General features: G+C 73.5%; 13 protein-coding genes. 9 read left to right on the top strand and 4 right to left on the bottom strand.

The genetic code is table 11. The features are described 5' to 3' along the window. Positions 1-38: 38 nt before the first annotated feature. From GA0070562_RS18640 to GA0070562_RS18655, 4 genes are read left to right on the top strand one after another with little or no spacing between them, the layout of a single operon-like run. Positions 39-1,148 carry a DegT/DnrJ/EryC1/StrS family aminotransferase gene (locus GA0070562_RS18640; protein WP_091423604.1) on the top strand — a complete coding sequence of 370 codons (1,110 nt, stop codon included), beginning with the start codon at positions 39-41 and terminating at the stop codon, positions 1,146-1,148. 56 nt (positions 1,149-1,204) lie between these two features. Then, a complete protein-coding gene (locus GA0070562_RS18645; RefSeq protein ID WP_091423607.1) occupies positions 1,205-2,236 on the top strand; it encodes a Gfo/Idh/MocA family protein in 1,032 nt (343 codons plus the stop codon). Continuing rightward, positions 2,233-3,915: a glycosyltransferase family protein gene (locus GA0070562_RS18650; RefSeq protein WP_091423608.1), complete on the top strand. Its 1,683-nt coding sequence runs from the start codon at positions 2,233-2,235 to the stop codon at positions 3,913-3,915. The genes GA0070562_RS18645 and GA0070562_RS18650 overlap by 4 nt, the downstream gene beginning before the upstream one ends. Before the next feature lie 49 nt (positions 3,916-3,964). Beyond that, complete coding sequence (locus GA0070562_RS18655; RefSeq protein ID WP_091423610.1) at positions 3,965-5,584, top strand: glycosyltransferase family 4 protein; 1,620 nt, start codon at positions 3,965-3,967, stop codon at positions 5,582-5,584. A 66-nt stretch (positions 5,585-5,650) separates the two neighbouring features. Here GA0070562_RS18655 and GA0070562_RS18660 read toward each other — a convergent pair whose 3' ends face one another. Beyond that, positions 5,651-7,801 carry a glycosyltransferase family protein gene (locus GA0070562_RS18660; RefSeq protein ID WP_254663822.1) on the bottom strand — a complete coding sequence of 717 codons (2,151 nt, stop codon included), beginning with the start codon at positions 7,799-7,801 and terminating at the stop codon, positions 5,651-5,653. Then, positions 7,798-9,240 (bottom strand): glycosyltransferase family protein, encoded by a 1,443-nt coding sequence (locus GA0070562_RS18665; RefSeq protein WP_091423614.1) that lies wholly within the window; start codon positions 9,238-9,240, stop codon positions 7,798-7,800. The genes GA0070562_RS18660 and GA0070562_RS18665 overlap by 4 nt, the downstream gene beginning before the upstream one ends. Before the next feature lie 275 nt (positions 9,241-9,515). Here GA0070562_RS18665 and GA0070562_RS18670 point away from each other — a divergent pair, with 275 nt between their 5' ends. Then, positions 9,516-11,420, top strand: coding sequence for a DUF6311 domain-containing protein (locus GA0070562_RS18670; protein ID WP_091423618.1), 1,905 nt, complete (start codon positions 9,516-9,518; stop codon positions 11,418-11,420). A 4-nt stretch (positions 11,421-11,424) separates the two neighbouring features. Here the strand turns inward: GA0070562_RS18670 and GA0070562_RS18675 are convergent, their stop codons facing one another. Beyond that, a complete protein-coding gene (locus tag GA0070562_RS18675; protein WP_091423621.1) occupies positions 11,425-12,615 on the bottom strand; it encodes a glycosyltransferase family protein in 1,191 nt (396 codons plus the stop codon). Between the two features lie 281 nt (positions 12,616-12,896). On the opposite strand from GA0070562_RS18675, the gene GA0070562_RS18680 reads away from it, so the two are divergent. The 4 genes from GA0070562_RS18680 to GA0070562_RS18695 all read left to right on the top strand — a co-directional run bounded on the left by GA0070562_RS18680 (position 12,897) and on the right by GA0070562_RS18695 (position 19,256). Then, the gene (locus GA0070562_RS18680; protein ID WP_091424511.1) at positions 12,897-14,465 is read left to right on the top strand and encodes a glycosyltransferase family 4 protein; all 1,569 of its coding nucleotides are present in this window, start codon (positions 12,897-12,899) and stop codon (positions 14,463-14,465) included. Then, positions 14,462-16,030 carry a glycosyltransferase family 2 protein gene (locus GA0070562_RS18685; protein ID WP_091423624.1) on the top strand — a complete coding sequence of 523 codons (1,569 nt, stop codon included), beginning with the start codon at positions 14,462-14,464 and terminating at the stop codon, positions 16,028-16,030. The genes GA0070562_RS18680 and GA0070562_RS18685 overlap by 4 nt, the downstream gene beginning before the upstream one ends. A 3-nt stretch (positions 16,031-16,033) precedes the next feature. Further along, complete coding sequence (locus tag GA0070562_RS18690) at positions 16,034-17,317, top strand: nucleotide sugar dehydrogenase (protein ID WP_091423628.1); 1,284 nt, start codon at positions 16,034-16,036, stop codon at positions 17,315-17,317. Between the two features lie 190 nt (positions 17,318-17,507). Further along, positions 17,508-19,256 carry a CDP-glycerol glycerophosphotransferase family protein gene (locus GA0070562_RS18695; RefSeq protein ID WP_091424514.1) on the top strand — a complete coding sequence of 583 codons (1,749 nt, stop codon included), beginning with the start codon at positions 17,508-17,510 and terminating at the stop codon, positions 19,254-19,256. Positions 19,257-19,310: 54 nt separating this feature from the next. Here GA0070562_RS18695 and GA0070562_RS18700 read toward each other — a convergent pair whose 3' ends face one another. After that, the gene (locus GA0070562_RS18700; RefSeq protein WP_013285274.1) at positions 19,311-19,853 is read right to left on the bottom strand and encodes an acyltransferase; all 543 of its coding nucleotides are present in this window, start codon (positions 19,851-19,853) and stop codon (positions 19,311-19,313) included. Positions 19,854-19,911: the final 58 nt, after the last annotated feature.

Genomic DNA, 19,911 nt, shown 5'->3' on the forward strand with positions numbered 1-19,911 from the left:
TGTCTCTCATGAACCACGCGTCGACAGGAGGAAGCCCCATGGCCGGGCCGCATCCAGAGTTCATTCCCCCCGCACGGCCGATCATCGGCGAAGCCGAGATCGAGGCGGCCGTCCGGGTGCTGCGGAGCGGCCGGGTCGTGCAGGGCCCCGAGGTCGCCGCGTTCGAGGAGGAGTTCGGCGACGTCGTCGGCGGCCGGCACTGCGTCGCTGTCAACTCCGGCACCTCCGCGCTCCAGCTGACGCTGATGGCGCTCGGCTTCGGCCCGGGCGACGAGGTCATCGTCCCGTCGTTCTCGTTCGCCGCCAGCGGCAACGCGGTCCGGCTGGTCGGCGCCGAGCCGGTCTTCGTGGACATCGAGCCGGGCAGCTTCTGCGTCGACCCGGAGGCGGTCGCCGCCGCCATCACGCCGAAGACCGTCGCGATCATGCCGGTGCACCTCTACGGCCACCCGGCCGCGATGGACCGGATCATGGAGATCGCGCAGCAGCACGGCCTCGCCGTGGTCGAGGACGCCGCGCAGGCGCACGGCGCCGAGCGCAACGGCACCCCGGTCGGCGCGTTCGGCACCGCCGGTTGCTTCAGCTTCTACCCCACGAAGAACATGCACTCCCTCGAGGGCGGCATGATCAGCACCGCCGACGCGGACCTCGCCCGCACCCTGCGGCTGCTGCGCAACCAGGGCATGGAGCAGCGGTACGCCAACGAGATCGTCGGCGCCAACATGCGCATGACCGACGTGGCCGCCGCGATCGGCCGGGTGCAGCTCACCCAGCTCGCCGAGTGGACCGAGCAGCGCCGCGCCAACGCCAAGTTCCTCGACTCGGCGATCACCGGCATGGTGACCCCGCCGGTCGCCGACGGCGCCAAGCACGTCTACCACCAGTACACAGTGCGGGTGCGGGGCGACCGCGACGCCGCCCAGGCCCGCCTCACCGAGCTGGGCATCGGCAACGCGGTCTACTACCCGACCCCGATCCACCGGCTCAAGCCGTACCTCACCGCCGACGGCAAGCCCGGCCCCTGGGATCTGCCGGAGACCGAGCGGGCCGCCGCCGAGGTGGTCTCGCTGCCGGTGCACCCGTCGCTGAGCCAGGCCGAGCTGGAGCGGATCGCCGAGGGCGCGAACCTGGCCGGCGGTGCTCGGTGAGCGCGAGGAGTGAGCCGGGTCTGCGAGCCCCGCAGTCGCGAACGAAGGAGAGCTCAGTGAGCGACGGCGGACGGAAGCTGCGGGCCGGCCTGATCGGCCTCGGCGCGATGGGCCGTAACCACGCCCGCGTGCTGTCCAACCTGGACGGCGTCGAGCTGGTCGGCGTGGTCGACCCGGCCGGCGACGTGACCGGCACGCTGCGCGCGCCCGTCGTACCCGAGCTGAGCGACCTGCTCGCCCTCGGCGTCGACTACGCGGTGGTGGCCTGCCCGACGGCGCTGCACGAGCCGATCGGCATGGAGCTGGCCGCCAACGGGGTCTGCGCGCTCATCGAGAAGCCGCTCGCCCAGTCCGTCGACGCCGCCACCCGTCTGGTTGAGGCGTTCGAGAACGCCGGCCTGGTCGCCGGCGTCGGTCACATCGAGCGCTACAACCCGGCGCTGCAGAGCCTGCGTACCCGCCTGGAGGCGGGCGAGCTGGGCGAGGTGTTCCAGGTCGTGACCCGGCGCCAGGGCCCGTTCCCGCACCGGATCGCCGACGTCGGCGTGGTGATGGACCTGGCCACCCACGACATCGACCTGACCGCCTGGGTGACCGGCCAGCAGTACAGCTCGGTCGCTGCCCGCACCGTCTCGCGCAGCGGCCGGCTGCACGAGGACATGGTCGCCGTGGTCGGCCAGCTCGCCGACGGCACCATGGTCAACCACCTGGTGAACTGGCTCAGCCCGCTCAAGGAGCGGTCGACCGTGGTCACCGGTGACAAGGGCTGCTTCGTGGCCGACACGCTCACCGCCGACCTGACGTTCTACGCCAACGCCGCCATCGACACCGAGTGGGAGGCGCTGCGCGCGTTCCGCGGCGTGGCCGAGGGCGACATGGTTCGCTACGCCATCCCGAAGCGGGAGCCGCTGCTGGTCGAGCACGAGCGCTTCCGGGACGCGGTGGAGGGCAAGCAGAGCGACATCGTCACGCTGCGGCAGGGTCTGCGTACCGTGCAGGTCGCGGCCGCCCTGCTGGAGTCGTCCGCCGACGGCAAGGTCGTGTCCGTCGCGGCCAGCGGCAGCGACGCGGAGCCGGCACTGCGATGAGCCCGGCGCCGGTGCGGCGGACGGTCACCGCGGTACGGCGGCGGATTCCCCGGCGGTGGCGCATCGCGCTCCGCCGGGCCGCCGCCGGCGCGCGGCCCTGGCAGACCCCTTCGGTACGCGAACTGTGTGAACTCCCCGCCGGCACGCCGCTGCTGGTGCACGCCGGCGGGATCACCGGCGACCGGGCGCTGGACGGCGTGCTGCGCGCGCTGGCCCGGCTGCCCGAGTTCCACCTGGCGCTGGTCTGCGACGCGGCGGAGCAGGCGGCCGCCCAGGACCTGGTCCGCCGCGCCGGCAAGGCGCGCCGCCGGGTCCACGTGGTGCCGCGCCCGCGTACCGTGACGGCCGCGTTCCTCGCCCCGGCGGACGTGGCGGTGTTCGGGTTCGACCCGGACGCCGGCCTCGACCTGCTGGACACCTTCCTCGCCGCCGGGCTGCGGGTGGTCGCCGCCGACAGCCGGGCGGCGCGCGAGCACCTGGCCCGGCACGGCGGCGGCGACCTCTTCGCGCCCGGCTCGCTGCCCTCGTTCACCAGGGCGGTGGAGCGGGCCCGGCAGCGCGGCGGCGACGAGACGCCGCCGACGCAGGAGCCGCCGGTCGCGCCGATCGAGGCCGGCACACCCGGCCCCTGGCGTCCGCTCGGCGCCGGGCCGATCCGGCTGGGGCTCGGCACGGCGAACTACGCCGGGCAGCTCTCCGCCCTGGCGGTGGCGATCACCGCCGCCCGCGCCGACGTCGGCGTGGAGCTGGTGATGGCCAAGCCACCGGCCACCTACCGCTACCCGGCCGACCGCTACCTGAACTACCCCGGCGAACACCGGCTCGACGTGCAGATCGCGCGGGCCGAGCGGGTACTCGGCTGGTACACCCACCTGATCGTGGACGCGTTCCGCCCGGTGCTCGGCCGGGCCAACGGCGACGACATCGCCGCGGACCTGCCCGCGCTGCGCCGGGCCCGGCTCAAGGTCGCGCTGCTGGCGCACGGCAGCGAGATCCGCCACCCGGGCGCGCACCTGGAGCGGCACGCCGAGTCCGCGTTCCGGGACGCCCCGGAGGACCTGATCGGGCAGCTCACCACCGTGGCCGAGCGGAACCGGCGCACCGCCGAGGAGAGCGGCCTGCCGTTCTTCGTGACCACGCCCGACCTGCTGGACGACGTGCCGTCCGCCACCTGGGCGCCGCTGATCGTCGACGTGGACGCCTGGGCGTGCGACCGCCCGGTGCTGGAACGCGCCCGGCCGGTGGTGCTGCACGCGCCGTCGAAGCGGTGGACCAAGGGCACCGACCGGCTCCTGCCCCGGTTGCAGGAGCTGCACGATCGACGGATCATCGAACTGCGCCTGGTGGAAGGGCTGCCGCACCACGAGATGCGGCGCCAGGTGCAGGAGTGCGACATCGTGGTCGACCAGCTGGTGATGGGCAGCTACGGCACCTTCTCCTGCGAGGGGATGGCCGCCGGCCGGGTCGTTGTGGCATACCTCACCGAGGGGCCGCACCGGGCCGCCGGGGTCCAGCCGCCGATCGCCAACGCCACCCCCGGCACGCTCGTCAAGACCATCGAGTCGCTGCTCGACGACAGGCCCGCCGCTGTCGCACTGGCCGCGGAGGGCACCCGTTACGTCCGTGACCACCACGACGGGCGACGCACCGCCGAGGTCTTCGACGCCTTCCTCCGGTGACCAGCCCACCCACCACCCACGCCGCACCGTCAACGAGGAGAAACACCCGATGCAAGCTGGCGCTAACAGCGATGCCCGACCGACCCGGGGCCGGGTGGTGATGCTGGTCGACAACGGCGTCCACGGCGACTCCCGGGTGCAGAAGGCAGCGCGTTCGGCCGCCGACGCCGGCTGGGAGGTCTTCCTCCTCGGCATCCGCAACGCCCGCTCCGACGTCGACACCTGGCGCATCGGCGGCGCCGAGGTGCGGCTGCTGCGGGTGCCCAAGCCGCTGCACCGGCTGCCCCGGGAGTACAGCCGGTCGCTGCGCCGGCCGCTGGCGTACGCCTCGACCACCAAGGCCGCCTACCGGGTCCAGGAGATCAAGGCGTGGCAGGCCGATCTGTACGAGCGCCGCGTCCGCGCCCAGGCGCTGGGCGGAGGGCTTCCGGCCGCCGTGGGACGGGCGGCCCAGCTGCCGTCCCGCGCCGCCGCCACCGCGCTCGCCCGCTGGGTGCGCTTCCGCAGCGGCGAGACCCGCCGCCTGCGCAAGGCGCAGACCGACCCGGCGGCGCTGTTCAGCCGCCTGCCCGTGCGGTTCTGGCAAGGGCTGCTGGGCGACCGCGCCTGGCGCCGGCTGGACCCGGGCCTGTGGGACTTCGAACTGGCCTTCCGCAGGACGCTCGACGAACTCAAGCCGGACATCATCCACGCCAACGACTTCCGGATGCTCGGCATCGGGGCGCGGGCGACGCTGCGGGCCCGGGCCGCCGGCCGTCGGACCAAGCTGGTCTGGGACGCCCACGAGTTCGTCGGCGGCATCACCGGCCGGGCCGACAACCCGCGCTGGCTGCCGGCCCAGATCGCCTACACGGCCGAGTACGCCGCCTACCCGGACGCCGTGGTGACCGTCTCCGACACGCTCGCCGACCTGCTCCAGGAGACCCACGGCCTGCCCGACCGGCCGGCCGTGGTGCTCAACGCGCCGATGGCGCCGCCGGCCGAGGCCGACGGCGACGTGCCGGACCTGCGGGCGCTGTGCGGCGTGGACGACGGTACGCCGGTGCTCGTCTACTCCGGCGCGGTGAACCCGAGCCGCGGCTGCCAGATCATGGTGGAGGCGCTGCCGGAGCTGCCCGAGGTGCACGTCGCGTTCGTGACCATGAACCCGAACGGCGACAACCAGTTCTCCGAGGCGCTGCGGGAGCGCGCCGCCGAACTCGGCGTCGCGGACCGCGTGCACCTGCTGCCGTACGTGGCGCACTGGCAGGTGGTGCCGTTCCTGTCCGGCGCGGACGCCGGGGTCATCCCGATCCACCACAAGCCCAACCACGAGCTGGCGCTGATCACGAAGTTCCTGGAGTACTCGCACGCCCGGCTGCCCATCGTGGTCAGCGACGTGAAGACCATGGCGCAGACCGCGCGGGCCACCGGGCAGGGCGAGGTGTTCACCGCCGAGGATCTGGCCGACTACGTCCGGGCCGTCCGGGCCGTGCTCGCCGACCCGGAGCGCTACCGGGCCGCCTACGACAAGCCCGGCCTGCTGGAGGGCTGGACCTGGGAGGCCCAGGCCCGGATCCTCGACGAGTTGTACGGCTCGCTGCTGGGCACTTCCGCCGCGAGCGGGGCGCGTCCGCCGGCGTCCCGGCGCCCCGGCGACGAGCGGGAGTACGCGGCCACCTCGCGCTGACCGCCGGCACGAAACGGTTCGGCCGGCTCCCCGTGCGGGGGAGCCGGCCGATCACGTGTACGGCGGTCAGGCGGACGTGGCCGGCGGCTCGAGCAGCAGCCGGTCGAAGTCCTTCTGCGTCACCGACCAGTCCCAGGTGCTCAGCACGTGCGATGCCGCGGCCCGGCCCGCCTCACGCCAGACCTCCTCGGCGGCGGTGAGGGCCAGGATCCGCTCGGCGGCCTCCTGCGGCGTACCCACCACCCAGTCGCTCGGGAACAGGCTCCGGGCGCTGTGCGGGCGGCCGGCGAAGAACGGCCAGTCGCGCACGACGGGCACCGCGCCGCTGGCCGCGCCCTCGACGAGCGCACAGTGGAAGCTCTCCCGCAGCGAGGTGCTGAGGATGACCCCGACGTCGGTGAGCGCACCGGGCACGTCGTCGGTACGGCCGGTCCGCACCACCGCGCCGGACGGCTCCAGCTCGGCCAGCTCGGCGTCGAGTTCCCGGACGTAGGCCGCGACGGCCGGGCTGAGCTCCGGGTTGAGGTCGTCGCCGACCAGCTTGAGGCGGTACCTCTCGTCGTGCCGGCGCAGCTCCCGCAGCACCGCCAGGGCCCAGCGCGGGTCCTTCGCCAGCGAACTCAACCCGACCAGCCCGAGCGTGAACCGGCTGTCGGCGGAGACCTTCGGCGCCACGTACCGGTGCAGGTCCATCGCGTTGCTGATCATGTGGGTCCGGGGCCCCTGCGGCGCGCGCAGCCGCGGAACCGCGGCCAGCGCCAGGTCGCGCAGGTGCTCGGAGACGAAGACCACGTCGTCCACACGCGACCAGTCGGTCAGGTGCGGCCACCAGCTGAACGCCTCGAAGCTGTGCAGGCGGACGATCACCCGGGTGGTGCCCGGGTCGATCATCGTCAGCATCGCGGCCCCGAGGTTGCACCAGTCCACGAAGACCGTGTCCGCCCACTCCAGGTGAGGGCCCCAGGCCTCCTGGACCTCCCCGGCCCGCTTGGAGGCCCCGGCGAGCATGTGGAGCGCCACGTTGGTGCGGCCGTTGCTGAGCACCGGGAGGATCGACTCCTCCATCAGGTTCAGCCGGCGGACCTCCACCCCGGGCATCGCCTCGTAGCGCTCCAGGATCGGCCCGAGGAAGTTGTCGTTCAGCCCGGTGAAGAAGAGCATCCGGTGCGGCCGGCCGGCGGGCGGGAACGCCGCCGGGCTCTGCCGCCCGCGCGGCGTCGCCATCGCCCGGCCGGCCTCGCTGTTGTGCAGCGGCGCGAGGAACTTCTCCGGGTCTTCGGCCAGCGGCGAGGTGGTTCCGTCGAACTGCACGATCCGGTGGAACATCAGGTTGAACGCGCGCAGCACGTGCGGAGCGGCCTTGCCCGGGTTGCGCTTCTTGAGGAAACCGTCGGCCAGCTTGAGCTGACCCCGCACCACTGTCATCAGGTGCTCGGGCACCTTGCCCTGGCCCAGCTCCGCGTCCACGATCGGGCCGAGGAGCTGCCCCTTGGTCGCCGGGCTCTTCAGCCGGCCCTGCGCCGCCAGCGCCAGCCGTTTCGCGCTGGCGCCGTGCCCGGTCTTGAGCATGTTGCCGGTGACCCGCCGGGCGATCTTGCCGCGGTGCCGCTCCGGCAGGCCGGGCGCCGTGACGGCGCCCTGCCAGAACCAGCGCACCGGGCCGAGCTTCATGGCCCGCTTGCCGGTGCTCATCTCGAACACCCGCTTCGCCAGGTCGACGGTCTGGTTGCGGGTGGCGCTCGCCAACACGGTCGGGGCCGGGCCGACGGTGTTCAGCCGGGGCCGGCGGTAGCGCGCCGGGTCGGCGGACCGCTTCTCCACCGCCCGCAGCGCCGGGGCGATGCCGTAGACGGCGTCGGCCCGCCGGTAGCGCTGCGCGAGCTGCCAGACGGTGTGCAGGGCCTGCGCGTCGAGCGCGACCAGGACGTCGGCCCGCTTGGCGTGCCGGCGTACCCACGGGTCGCGCTGGGCGCGCAGCCACGGGCGCCGTGCCGGGGCCGCCCGCTTGACCGCCCGGCCGAAGCGGGGGCCCAGCTCGGTGGCGGTGGGCAGCAGGTGCACCTCGGCCAGCTCGGTCGCCGCCGGGATCTTCTCCACCGGATCGAAGGTGGTGGCCACCCGTACGGTGACGCCCCGGTCGCGGAACTGCTGGAGCGCGTCGGTCAGGACCGCCACCCGCCCGGGGACGGTGCCCATAACCATCAGGACCTCGATCATGACCTACCTTCTCGGGCCAGGACGCGCGCGCCGGCGGGGGAGGGCTGTGGGGCGCCGGCCGGACCGCCGGCGCCCAGCACCAGCTCGGTCACCTCCCGGACGGCGGGGATGAGCTGCCCCTCGCGGGCGTACTGCCGTGCCTCGGCGCGGGCCTTCTCCCGCTCCGCCGCGTCGGCGGTACGGGCCATCGCGGCGGCCCGCCGGAAGGCGCCGGTCAGCTCGGCCGGGTCCAGCCCGACCGCGCCGGTCCAGAGGGGATAGGTGGACAGCACAGTGGAGGCGTCGTGGTCGGCCTCGTGAGCGGAGACCACCGGCAGGCCGGTCGCCATGTACTCGTAGACCTTGCCGGAGGTCATGTACCGGCCACCGGTCACCATCAGCACCACCGCGTCCCAGCGGGAGTAGAGGTCGACCACCTCGGCCTTGGGCACCGAGCCGCCGACCAGCACGCCGTCGACGGCGGCGGCCTTGAGCAGCTCGGCGTGCGCGTTGTCGCCGCGCGCCCAGGCGGCGCCGATGTGGCCCCGCACCTCGAAGCGGGCGTCGGCCAGCGCCGGGTCCTGGGCGCGTGCCGTGCGCCAGCCCTCGAGCACGGCGCTCAGCAGCGGTACGGGGAGGTTCAGCGCGCCGAGGTAGCCGAAGGTCAGCGGCCGGTCCGGCGGGGCGGGGCGGACCTGGGCCGGGATGCTCGCCGCGTCGTAGCCGTTGCGCACGATCCGCATCTTGTGCGCCAGCTCGGGGTAGCGCTCGCGGTACCAGCGGGAGATCGGCTCGTTGACGTTCCAGATGGCGACGGCGTTGGTGAGCAGCTTGATCTCCCACTGCCCGGAGACCGACTCCCGGGTGAACGCCTCACCGTTGTTGATCACGTCGACCGACCAGCCGTCGCGGAAGTCCACCACGTACGGCACCCGGTGCGTCTCCCACAGCTTCCAGGTCGCGGACAGGTTGACGTACGGCGCGCAGGTGGTCACCAGCAGGTCGACGGGCCGCTCCCGGTGGATCCGGAGCAGGGCCTTCTCCAGCGCCGGACGCCAGCCGCCGAAGACCGGTTCGGGGAAGACCTTGAGGTTCTGCTTGCGCAGGTCGGCCAGGTAGTCCTTGTGCGCCAGGGCACGCTGCTCGGTGAACGTGCGGATGTCGGTCTCGAGGTCGTCCCGGAACAGCGGCAGCTTCACCACGCGCACGCTGGGGTCCACCCCCTGGGAGAGGGTGTGGTCGAGTCCGTACTCCCGTTCCCAGGCCTCGTCGGCGATGGTGACCGCGGTCACGTCCCAGCCCGCGGCGGCGAACTGGTTGGCGGTCTCCCGCATGCGGTAGGCGCAGCTCTTGGCCGCCGGTGGGAAGCCGATCGCGAGGTAGACCATGTGCGGCCGGGACCCGGACCGTCGCGGCCGGGGGAGTTTCAACGAGTCCCAGAGAGTTCGCCCGTTGTTCATCGATTCCGATCCTGGGGAGGTGGGGAGATGCCGTGTCGCGGCCTGGACGGCTCGGCCGGACGCGGTACCTGCTGTGCCGGTGGCCGCGTAACGACCGCCGGAGCGCGTGCGGACACTACAATAACGCCGTTCCGCGCGCCGGACCTGCCGCCGCCGGGCGGCCGGCGGGTGCGCCGTGCCCCGGATCACCGGGTCCGTCACCGGCGCCGGCCGGCCGAACACGCCGTCTCGGCCGGTCCTCGACCGCGGCCTCCGCTTTCGTAGACTCCTACGCCATGACCGCGCCTGCGCCCGACACCCGCGACCGTGAGCCCGCCCCCACCGGCGGCGACGGGTCCGCGGCCGACGACTCGTCCGATCCGGGGTCGTCCACCCCGAGCCCGACGACGACCACGGCCCCGGAGCAGCCGGAGCAGCCAGAGAAGCCGGACACCGCGGCCGAAAAGCGGCGCGGCGGCCGGTGGCGGCGGGCTGACGCGCTGGTGGCGCTGATCTACCTCGCCGGGGCGTTCTGGGTCACCGCCCGCGGCTGGCGCGACTACGACGGCCGGCTGCTCGGCAGCCGCCCGAACGACCAGGGCTTCAACGAGTGGATGCTGGCGTACGCGGCGCACGCGGTCACCAACCTGGAGAACCCGTTCTTCACCACGCTCCAGAACGCCCCGGCCGGCGTGAACCTGATGACGAACGTCGGGATGCAGCTGCCCGGCCTGGTGCTCACCCCGGTCACCCTGCTCTTCGGCGCGTCCTTCTCCTATCTGCTGTTCATCACGCTGAACCTGGCCGGCACCGGGTACGCCTGGTACCACGTGCTGTCCCGGCACGTGGTCGACTCCCGGGCCGCCGCGTTCGTCGGCGGCCTGTTCTGCGCCTTCGCGCCCGCGCTGATCTCGCACAGCAACGGCCACCCGCACATCACCGCGCAGTGGCTGGTGCCGTTCATCGTCTGGCGGGTGGTCGCGCTGTCCCGCGGCGAGCGGGTGATCCGCGACGGCCTCATCCTGGGCGGGCTGGTGGTGGCCCAGTTCTTCATCAGCCTGGAGATCCTCTTCCTGACCGCGCTCGGCTGCCTGATGCTGGTCCTGGCCTACCTCGCCTTCCGGCCCCGCGACGCGGTACGCCGGCTGCGCCCGCTGCTGTCCGGTCTGGCGATCACCGGCGTGCTCGTGTCCGCAGCGGCGGCGTACCCGCTGTGGATGCAGTTCGCCGGCCCGCAGCACCGGGTCGGCCACCCCGGCACCCCGGACATCTACGCCCTCAAGCTCGGCTCGTTCGTCGAGTTCGCCACCAAGTCGATCGCCGGTGGCCCGACCAGCGCGATCGGCTGGGCGCCGAACACCACCGAACAGGCCAGCTTCTACGGCTGGTCCCTGGTGGTGCTCGCGGCCGGGGTGCTCTGGTGGCTGCGCCGGGAGACCACGGTCCGGGTGCTCGGAGCCGTCGGCCTGGTGTCGGCGCTGTTCTCCATCGGCACCACCTGGACCGTCGGCACCCGTCGCACCGACGTCCCCGCGCCGTTCGCCCTCGTGCAGAACCTGCCCGTGTTCGACTCCGTGGTGGTGTCCCGGTTCGCGCTGATCACCACGGTGGCGCTCGGTGTGCTGCTGGCGGTCGCGGGTGACCGGCTCGCCGCCCGCCGGACCGAACCGGCCGGCCGGCTGGCCGCCCGCGTCGGGGCCGTCGCGGTGGCCGCCGCGCTGCTGCCGATCCTGCCGATGCCGCTGGACGCGAAGGGCCGCACCCCGGTGCCGGACTTCGTCACCGCCAGCACGTGGCGTGACCACGTGGCGCCCGGCCGCACGCTGGTGCCCGTGCCGGTGAACGGCATGACGTCGCTGTACTGGAGTTCCGCGGCGGTGGCCGGGTTCGCCGTGCCCGAGGGCTACTTCCTCGCGCCGGTGTCCGCCACCGACAACACCGGCCGCTGGGGCGTCGACCCGCAACCCACGGCGAAGCTGCTCACCGCCGTCTCGCTCGGCGAGCGGGACACCACCGTCGGCCAGGCCGACGTCGACCAGGCGCGCGCCGACGTCCGCTACTGGAAGGCCGACGCCGTGGTGCTGCCCGACCGCGGCGTACGCCGCCACGACGACCTGAAGACCGTGCTGGACGCGCTGTACGGCCCGGGGGAGCGGGTCGAGGACGTCTGGGTGTGGGACGTCCGGCCGTTCACCCGCTGACCGGTCACGGCGACTTCGTCCAGATCAGGAGCAGGTAGCCGCCGAAGTAGGCGGAGAACGCGACGACAGTGGCCAGCACCGTGCCGGCCCGGGCCCATCCGGCCCGGGCCAGGCCCACGGCGGCCGGCAGCAGCAGCGGGAACGCCGGCAGCAGGAACCGCGCCTTGGAGTGGTAGTAGCCGGCCGCGCCCAGCGTGGTGACGAGCATCAGGCCGCTGTAGAGCAGCAGTTGCCACGGCTGCCGGTCGATCACGCTCAACACGAAGAACATGATCGACGCCAGCGCCACCACGGTGACCACCAGCAGCGGCAACGCGGCCACCTGCACCAGCGCCTGCTGGCCCCGGTCGACGGTGTAGACGCCGAAGTCGAACGTGGTGCCCCACCCGGCGGACTGGATGTGGAACCAGCCGTCCGGCCGGCCGGTCCGGGTGCCCACCCAGGCCAGGTAGCCCAGCCAGCCGGCCGGGGCGAGCAGCAGCGCCGCCCAGGGCCGCCAGCCGTCGCGCCGCTTGACGACCGCCAGCAGCGCGGCCAGCCCCACCACCGGGATCAGCGACGAGGCGGTGGGGCGGGTCAGGCCGGCGAACAGGCACACCACCCCGGCGGTGAGCCAGTGCCGGCGCAGCAGCGCGTACAGCGTCCAGGCGGCCAGCGCGGTGAACAGGCTCTCGCTGTAACCCATCGACTCGACGACGGCGTGCGGCACGGCGCCCCAGAGCGCGGCGAGCAGGATGCCGGTACGCCTGTCGTGCAGGTGCCGGCCGATGGCGTACAGGCCCCAGGCGGCGGCCAGCGCGGCCAGCCACGCCACGACCAGCGCCGACTGGCGCGGGCTGAACGGGGAGAGCCGCTCCAGGGCCGCGGTCAGGCCCGGGTAGAGCGGGAAGAACGCCATGTTGCTCTGGGTCTTCTCGTACCCGTCGTAGCCGTGCTGGACGATCCGGAGGTACCAGTTGCCGTCGGCCCGGGTGAGCTGGGCGACGGGCGACACGTCGACGTTGCGGGCCCACAGGTAGACGACGGCCACGCCGATCAGCCGGATCACCGCGTACAACGCCAGCGCGGGCGCCGCGTCCCGGGCGGCGTCGCGCAGCCGCCGGACGGGGCCGGGCCGGGCGCGGTCGGCTGTGGCCGGCCCGGTCCGCGGAGCTGGTGCGGGCCGGCTGGGTTCCTCGGTGGTCACCACGTCCATTGTGCGGTCCCGTTCGCGCTGAGCTGCGATTGTCCGGAGGGCCCGCGTGGCGCGGCCGGCGACCCGGCGAACGACCCGGAGCGGGCGCCGGTCGTTGAACAGGATGGAGGGTAGCAACAGTCACACCAGGTCGTGGGGCACCGGCGGCGGCGGACGTCCGGGCCCGATCCGCTGTCGTAGACTCGCTCGGGTCCGCGGGCGCGGTGCTGGCGACGACGAAACGGGCAGGAATGGGATCTGACGGCACGACCGCAGCGGCGGGCACCCGGGGACGGGTCGTGATGCTGGTGGACAACGGGGTCATCGGGGACTCCCGGGTGCAGAAGGCGGCCCGCTCCGCCGCCGACGCCGGCTGGGACGTCGTGCTGCTCGGCCGGGCACCGGTCGGCAGCCCGCAGAGCTGGCGCCTCGGCGCCGCCGAGGTGCGCCTCGTACCGATGCCCGAGCCGCTGGCCCGCCGCCGGCACGAGTTCCGCCGGGCCTGGCTGCGGCACCCGCTCGCCTATCCGCCCAGCGGCATCGCGGCGCACCGTACCCAGGCGGTCAAGGCCTGGCGCGCGGACCTGGCGGTACGCCGGGCGGCGCTGACCGTCGCGGCCCGCGAGTCCGGCGCGGGCCGGCCGGGCGGGCTGCCCTGGGCCGCGCTGCGCGCCGAGGAGAAGCTGTCCGGCCTGACCCGCAAGTGGGTCGGGTTCCGCAACCGTCAGCTCACCCGGGCCCGCAAGGGCCGCAAGCTGGACGGCCCGTGGGACCGCGCGTACACGCTGTTCTGGCGCAGGCTGCGCGGCGACGGCGCGTGGCGGCGCCTGGAACCGGGCCTGTGGGATTACGAGCTGGCCTACGGCCCGGTGGTCGACGAGCTGGCGCCGGACCTGATCCACGCCAACGACTTCCGGATGCTCGGCGTCGGGGCCCGCGCGAAGGTCCGCGCCGCCGCGAAGGGCCGGCGGATCGCGCTGCTCTGGGACGCCCACGAGTACCTGCCCGGCGTGCAGCCGTGGCGCGACAACGCGCGCTGGCTGCCCGGCAACGTGGCGCACGAGCGGGAGTACGTGCCGTACGCCGATGCCACCATGACCGTCTCCGGCGGCCTGGCCGACCTGCTGCGCACCGAGCACGGGCTGGCCGAACGGCCCGCGGTCGTGCTCAACGCCCCGGCGGTGGACGAACTGCCCGCGGATCCGGCCGAGCCGGCGCCGGACATCCGCGCCCGCTGCGGGCTCGGGCCGGACGAGCCGCTGCTGGTCTACAGCGGGGTGGCCGCCGCCAAGCGCGGTCTCGGGGTGATGGTCGAGGCGCTGCCCCGGCTGCCCGGCGCGCACGTCGCGTTCGTGGTCAACAAGCCCGACTCGGCGTACGTCAGGGGCCTGGTCACCCGGGCCGGCGAGCTGGGCGTGGCGGACCGGGTGCACGTGCTGCCGTACGTGCCGCACCACCAGGTGGTCCGCTACCTCGGCGGCGCGCAGGTCGGCGTCATCCCGATCCAGCACTGGCCGAACCACGAGATCGCACTGATCACCAAGTTCTTCGAGTATTCACACGCCCGCCTGCCGCTGGTCGTCTCCGACGTGCGCACCATGGCCGAGACTGTCCGGGAGACCGGTCAGGGCGAGGTGTTCCGCGCCGAGGACGTGGCCGACTTCGTCCGCGCGGTCACCGCGGTGCTCGCCGACCCGCAGCGGTACCGCGCCGCGTACGACCGGCCGGGCCTGCTGTCCGGCTGGACCTGGGAGGCGCAGGCCCGGGTGCTCGACGAGGTCTACTCCCGGCTGCTGCCCGACGCGCCGCCCCGGCCGGCGCCGGCGGCGCACGCCCCGGTGGAGCCGGCACAGGTGGAGGTGGGCGCGTGAACGGGCCGGACGTGACGGTGGTCGTCGCCGTCTACAACACCATGCCGTACCTGACCGCCTGCCTCGACTCGCTCGTCGGGCAGACCATCGGCCTGGACCGGCTGGAGGTCGTCGCCGTCGACGACGGCTCCACCGACGGCAGCGGCGCGGAACTGGACCGCTACGCCGAGCGGTACCCGAACACGGTCCGCGTGCTGCACCAGGCCAACTCCGGCGGCCCGGCGGCGCCGAGCAACCTGGCGCTGGACCACGCCCGCGGCCGGTACGTCTTCTTCATCGGCTCGGACGACCACCTCGGCCCGGAGGCGCTGGAGCGCCTCGTCGACGCCGCCGACCGGTGGGACTCCGACGTGGTGCTGGGCCGGATGGTCGGCACCAACAAGCGCTACGTGCACCAGGCCGTCTACGCCACCACCCAGGAGCGGCTCGACCTGTTCGACAGCGACCTGCCCTGGTCGTTGTCGAACACCAAGCTGTTCCGCCGGGACCTGATCGAGCGGTACGGCCTGCGGTTCCGCACGGACATGCCGATGGGCAGCGACCAGCCGTTCACGCTGGAGGCGTGCTTCCGGGCGAAGAAGGTGTCGGTCCTCGGCGACTACGAGTACTACTACGCGGTCAAGCGGGACAACGCCCAGAACATCACGTACGCCAGCAGGTTCGAAGAGCGGCTGCGCTGCGCCGAGGAGCTGGTCGGTTTCGTCGCCGGGCTGATCGGGCCCGGCCCGCGGCGGGACGCGGTGCTGGTACGCCACTTCACCTGGGAGGTGGCGAAGCTGCTCCGCGCGGAGTTCCTCGCCCTCACCCCGGACGTGCAGCGGCACGTCCACGACCGGATCCGCAAGCTCGCCGAGGCGTACCTGACCGACGGGGTGACCGCCCGGATGGCGTCCGAGGAGCGGCTGCGGGTGGCGGTGGCGCGCGACGGCGACCTGGACGCGCTGCGCACGCTCATCGGCCAGCAGTCCGACCGGTCGCTGCCCGAGGTGGTGGTCGACGGTGACCGCTGGTACGCCGACCACGTCGGCTTCCGCGACCCGGCGTTCGGCTACCCGGACGACTGGTACGACGTCACCGCGCGGGCCGCCGCGATACTGGCCAAGCTGACCGCGACCGGGCTGGCCTGGGGACGCGACGCCGCCGGGGCGCGGGCCCTGGTGGTCACCGCGCGCAGCCACTGGGCCGAGCTGGCCGAGCTGAGCGCGGAGGCGCTGCGGGTCAGCGTGGGCGATCTGACGGGTGTCACGTCGGTCGAGTCCTCCGGCCCCGGTACCGTCGTACGAACGGACTTCGCGGTGGACCGGCTGCTGGCGGTCGTCGGGGGGACGGGCGAGCGTCGTATCGTACGCGCCGAGGTCTCCGCCCTGGGCGGGACGGGTTCGGCGCCGATGCGCACCGACCGCCCCGTCGCCGCACCCCGGCTGGTGGCCCGGCGCGGTGTCCGCTGGCACCTCGTCACACCCACCACGAACCACAAGGGCCAGGTGATCGTCGCGATCACGCCGGTGACCCCCGGTCGGTTCCTTGCCCGCCTGCGCCGAATCTGGCCCTCTGGAGGAAAGTAGTTCATGAACATCTGCGTCGTCGCGCTCGGCAAGATCGGTCTGCCGCTGGCCGTGCAGTTCGCGTCCAAGGGGCACCGGGTGATCGGCGCCGACGTCTCCGAGCGGGTCGTCCAGCTGGTCAACGACGGTGCCGTGCCCTTCCCGGGCGAGGCCGACCTGGACGTCAAGCTCAAGGAGACGGTGGCCGCCGGCCTTCTGTCGGCCACCACCGACACCGCCGCCGCGGTCGCCGAGTCGGAGGCGGTCGTCGTGGTCGTGCCGCTGTTCGTGGACGCCGAGGGCGTGCCGGACTTCGGCTGGATGGACGACGCCACCCGGGCCATCGCCCGTGGGCTGAAGCCGGGCACGCTGGTCAGCTACGAGACCACGCTGCCGGTCGGCACCACCCGCAACCGGTGGGCGTCGATGCTCGCCGAGGGTTCCGGCCTGACCGCCGGCACCGACTTCCACCTGGTGTTCAGCCCCGAGCGGGTGCTCACCGGCCGGGTCTTCGCCGACCTGCGCCGCTACCCCAAGCTGGTCGGCGGCATCGACGAGGCGTCGGCCGCGCACGGCGTGCGGTTCTACGAGGCGGTGCTCGACTTCGACGAGCGGCCCGACCTGGACCGGCCCAACGGCGTGTGGGACCTCGGCTCGGCCGAGGCGTCCGAGCTGGCCAAGCTCGCCGAGACGACCTACCGGGACGTGAACATCGGCCTGGCGAACCAGTTCGCCCGCTTCGCCGACACCGTCGGCGTGGACGTCACCAAGGTCATCGAGGCGTGCAACACGCAGCCGTACAGCCACATCCACTCGCCGGGCATCGCGGTCGGCGGCCACTGCATCCCGATCTACCCGCGGATGTACCTGTGGAACGACCCGGCCGCCACGGTGGTCCGCTCGGCCCGCGAGGCGAACGCGGCCATGCCGGAGTACGCGGTCGACCTGCTCGCCGCCGCGTACGGCGACCTGACCGGGGTGGGCGTGCTGGTGCTGGGCGCCGCCTACCGGGGTGGCGTCAAGGAGACCGCGTTCTCCGGCGTCTTCCCGACCGTGGAGGCGCTGCGCCGGCGGGGCGCGGTGCCGTACGTCTCGGACCCGATGTACACCAACGAGGAGCTGGTCGCGCACGGCCTGCCCGGCTACGACGGCGAGCCGGTCGGCGCCGCGGTGATCCAGGCCGACCACGCGGAGTACCGCACTCTCGCCCCGGCCGACCTGCCGGGCGTGACGGTGCTCGTCGACGGCCGCCGCGTCACCGATCCGGCGCGCTGGACCGGCGTGCGCCGGGTGGTCATCGGGGGCTGACCCCACCGACTTCACGGGCCCCGGCCGTCTCGAACGGCCGGGGCCCGTCGCGTGCCGCCGCCGGATGACGCCGTGCGGAGTTCACCTGCCGGACACCCCGGCAATACTTGTGTCATGTGACCCGTTTAGGGTCGCAGCCGTCGGAAATCGACTCGGACCGACATCGGCCGGGCAGACAGGGAGCGTGTCGTTGTTCAGCAGAGTACGCAGCCAGCAGGGTCTCGCCGCGGTCGGCGCGACGCTCCTCGGCTACGCGGTCATGGTCCTCGCCGGAGTCCTCGGCCTGGTGGTCCCGTACGCGGTGGCCGCGGTGGTCGCCGTCGCCGGTGAAGTGGCCCTGGCCGGGCGGCACACCGGGACCGCCACGCTGCTCGACAAGGCCGGTCTCGGCGAGATCTTCCGGCGGCTGGTGCGGGACCTGTCGGTCGTCCTGCTCGTGGTCGCCACGGTGCGACCCGGGGTGGCCGGCACCGTCGCCGTCCTGCTGCTGCCCGCCGCGCTGTGGACGGTGGCCGTCGCCACCAACGCGGTGACCAAGGTGATCGACGGCCGGGTCGACCCCCCGGCGTACACCCGCAACATCGACCTCGGTGCGCTGCGGCGGGTTCCGGTGCCGCCGGCCTGGGCACGGCAGCTGGCCGGGCTGCGCATGCCGCTGCTGAACGTGCTGCTGGTGCCGGCCGCAGTGGTGGCCGCCGCGCTCGACCGGGTCGCCCCGGTGGTGGTCACCGGCCTGGTCACGCTCGCCGCCGGCCTTCTCACCGCCGCGGTGCTGGCGCTCACCGCGCTGCGCGGCCGGGGCAAGGCCCCGGGGGTGCTGCCCGCCGTGCACGACTGGATGGCCCGGGAACGGCCCGAGGTGGCGCTCTACTTCGCCGGCCCGGCCAAGGACGTCTACCAGGCCAACATGTGGCTCGCGCCGGTGGAGGCGACCGGCCGTCGCGCGGTCGTGCTGCTGCGCGCCGCGGACGCGTTCGAGCAGCTCGCCGACACCCGGCTGCCGGTGATCTGCGTGCCGGCCGGCGTCGACTTCATGAACCTGGACCTGGGCTCGCTGCGCGTGGCGCTGTACGCCGCGAACGTCGGCGCCAACATCCACCTGCTGCGGGAGCCGGGCGTGAAGCACGTCTTCGTCGGCCACGGCGACAGCGACAAGCAGGCGAGCGTGAACCCGTACAGCAAGGTGTACGACGAGGTCTGGGTGGCCGGGCCGGCCGGGCGGGAACGGTACGCCCGGGCCGACGTCGGCGTGCTGGACCGCGACATCGTGGAGGTCGGCCGGCCGCAGCTGGCCGGGGTGCACACGTTCGGTTCCGGCGCCGCCGACCACCGTTTCACAGTGCTGTACGCGCCGACCTGGGAGGGCTGGCTCGACGACGACCCGTACCACACGTCGCTCGTGCTGATGGGGGAGCGGATCGTGTCCGGCCTGCTGACCGCCGCGGACGTGCGGGTGATCTACAAGCCGCACCCGCTGACCGGGACGCGCTCGCCCAAGGCCCGCGCCGTGCACGAGCGGATCGTGGCCCGGATCAAGGCCGCCGGCGGCGAGACCGATCCGTCCTCGCTGGACGGCGCCGCGCACCTGCTGGTCACCGGCCGTACGCCCGGGCTGTTCGACTGCTTCAACGTCACCGACCTGCTGGTCAGCGACGTGTCCAGCGTGGTCTCCGACTTCGTGCAGAGCGAGCGGCCGTACGTGGTGGCCAACCCGGCCGGCCTGCCCGAGGACGAGTTCCGGCGGCAGTTCCCGACCGCGCGGGCGGCGTACCTGCTCTCGGCGGACTGCGGCGAGCTGACGAAGATCCTCGACGTGACCCGGGCCGGGGACGACCCGATGACCGGGGCACGGCAGGAGTTGAAGGAGTACCTGCTCGGCCCGGCCGGGTCGAACCCGATGGACCGGTTCCGGGACGAGATCGGCCGGCTCTGCGGCTGAGGCGTACCGGCAAAGGGGCGACGACCGGCGCGGTCGTCGCCCCTTCTCGTCCGGTCAGCCCTGGTGCGGCGGGTTGTCGACGTCGCGGGAGATGACCTCGCCCTTGGCGTCGACCCAGCCCTTCGGGCGGGCCGGGTTGCCGGCCACCAGCTGGTACGGCTTCACGTCGCGGGTCACCACCGAGCCGGCGGCGATCATCGCGTACTCGCCGACCTCGATGCCGCACACGAGCGTGGCGTTCGCGCCGATCGACGCGCCCCGGCGGACGAGCGTCGGCGTGATCGTCCAGTCCGGATTCTGGGCGCGCGGGCGGAAGTCGTTGGTGAACACCGCGCACGGGCCCACGAACACCTCGTCCTCGATGGTCACGCCCTGGTAGACCGAGACGTTGTTCTGGATCTTCACCAGGTCGCCGACGGTGACGCCCGCGTCGACGTAGACGTTGCGGCCGATCACACAGCCGGCACCGACCTGGGCGCTGGACCGGATGTGCGCCAGGTGCCAGACCTTGGTGCCGTCGCCGACCTGGGCGCCGGACTCCACGTCGGCCGTCGGGTGGACGAAGACGGAGGCGGACCGGTCGTTGCTGTCAGTCATCTCAACTCGCATCATGCCAGGGCGCGTCGCGCCGTCGGGCGGGCTCGACGCAGCATAA

The organism is Micromonospora tulbaghiae, from assembly GCF_900091605.1.
Taxonomy (GTDB): domain Bacteria; phylum Actinomycetota; class Actinomycetes; order Mycobacteriales; family Micromonosporaceae; genus Micromonospora; species Micromonospora tulbaghiae.

Coding starts and splice junctions, on each gene's coding strand:
- GA0070562_RS18640 (WP_091423604.1), top strand. CDS start 39: ATGGCCGGGCCGCATCCAGAGTTCATTCCCCCCGCACGGCCGATCATC.
- GA0070562_RS18650 (WP_091423608.1), top strand. CDS start 2,233: ATGAGCCCGGCGCCGGTGCGGCGGACGGTCACCGCGGTACGGCGGCGG.
- GA0070562_RS18655 (WP_091423610.1), top strand. CDS start 3,965: ATGCAAGCTGGCGCTAACAGCGATGCCCGACCGACCCGGGGCCGGGTG.
- GA0070562_RS18660 (WP_254663822.1), bottom strand. CDS start 7,801: ATGATCGAGGTCCTGATGGTTATGGGCACCGTCCCCGGGCGGGTGGCG.
- GA0070562_RS18665 (WP_091423614.1), bottom strand. CDS start 9,240: ATGAACAACGGGCGAACTCTCTGGGACTCGTTGAAACTCCCCCGGCCG.
- GA0070562_RS18670 (WP_091423618.1), top strand. CDS start 9,516: ATGACCGCGCCTGCGCCCGACACCCGCGACCGTGAGCCCGCCCCCACC.
- GA0070562_RS18675 (WP_091423621.1), bottom strand. CDS start 12,615: ATGGACGTGGTGACCACCGAGGAACCCAGCCGGCCCGCACCAGCTCCG.
- GA0070562_RS18680 (WP_091424511.1), top strand. CDS start 12,897: ATGCTGGTGGACAACGGGGTCATCGGGGACTCCCGGGTGCAGAAGGCG.
- GA0070562_RS18690 (WP_091423628.1), top strand. CDS start 16,034: ATGAACATCTGCGTCGTCGCGCTCGGCAAGATCGGTCTGCCGCTGGCC.
- GA0070562_RS18700 (WP_013285274.1), bottom strand. CDS start 19,853: ATGACTGACAGCAACGACCGGTCCGCCTCCGTCTTCGTCCACCCGACG.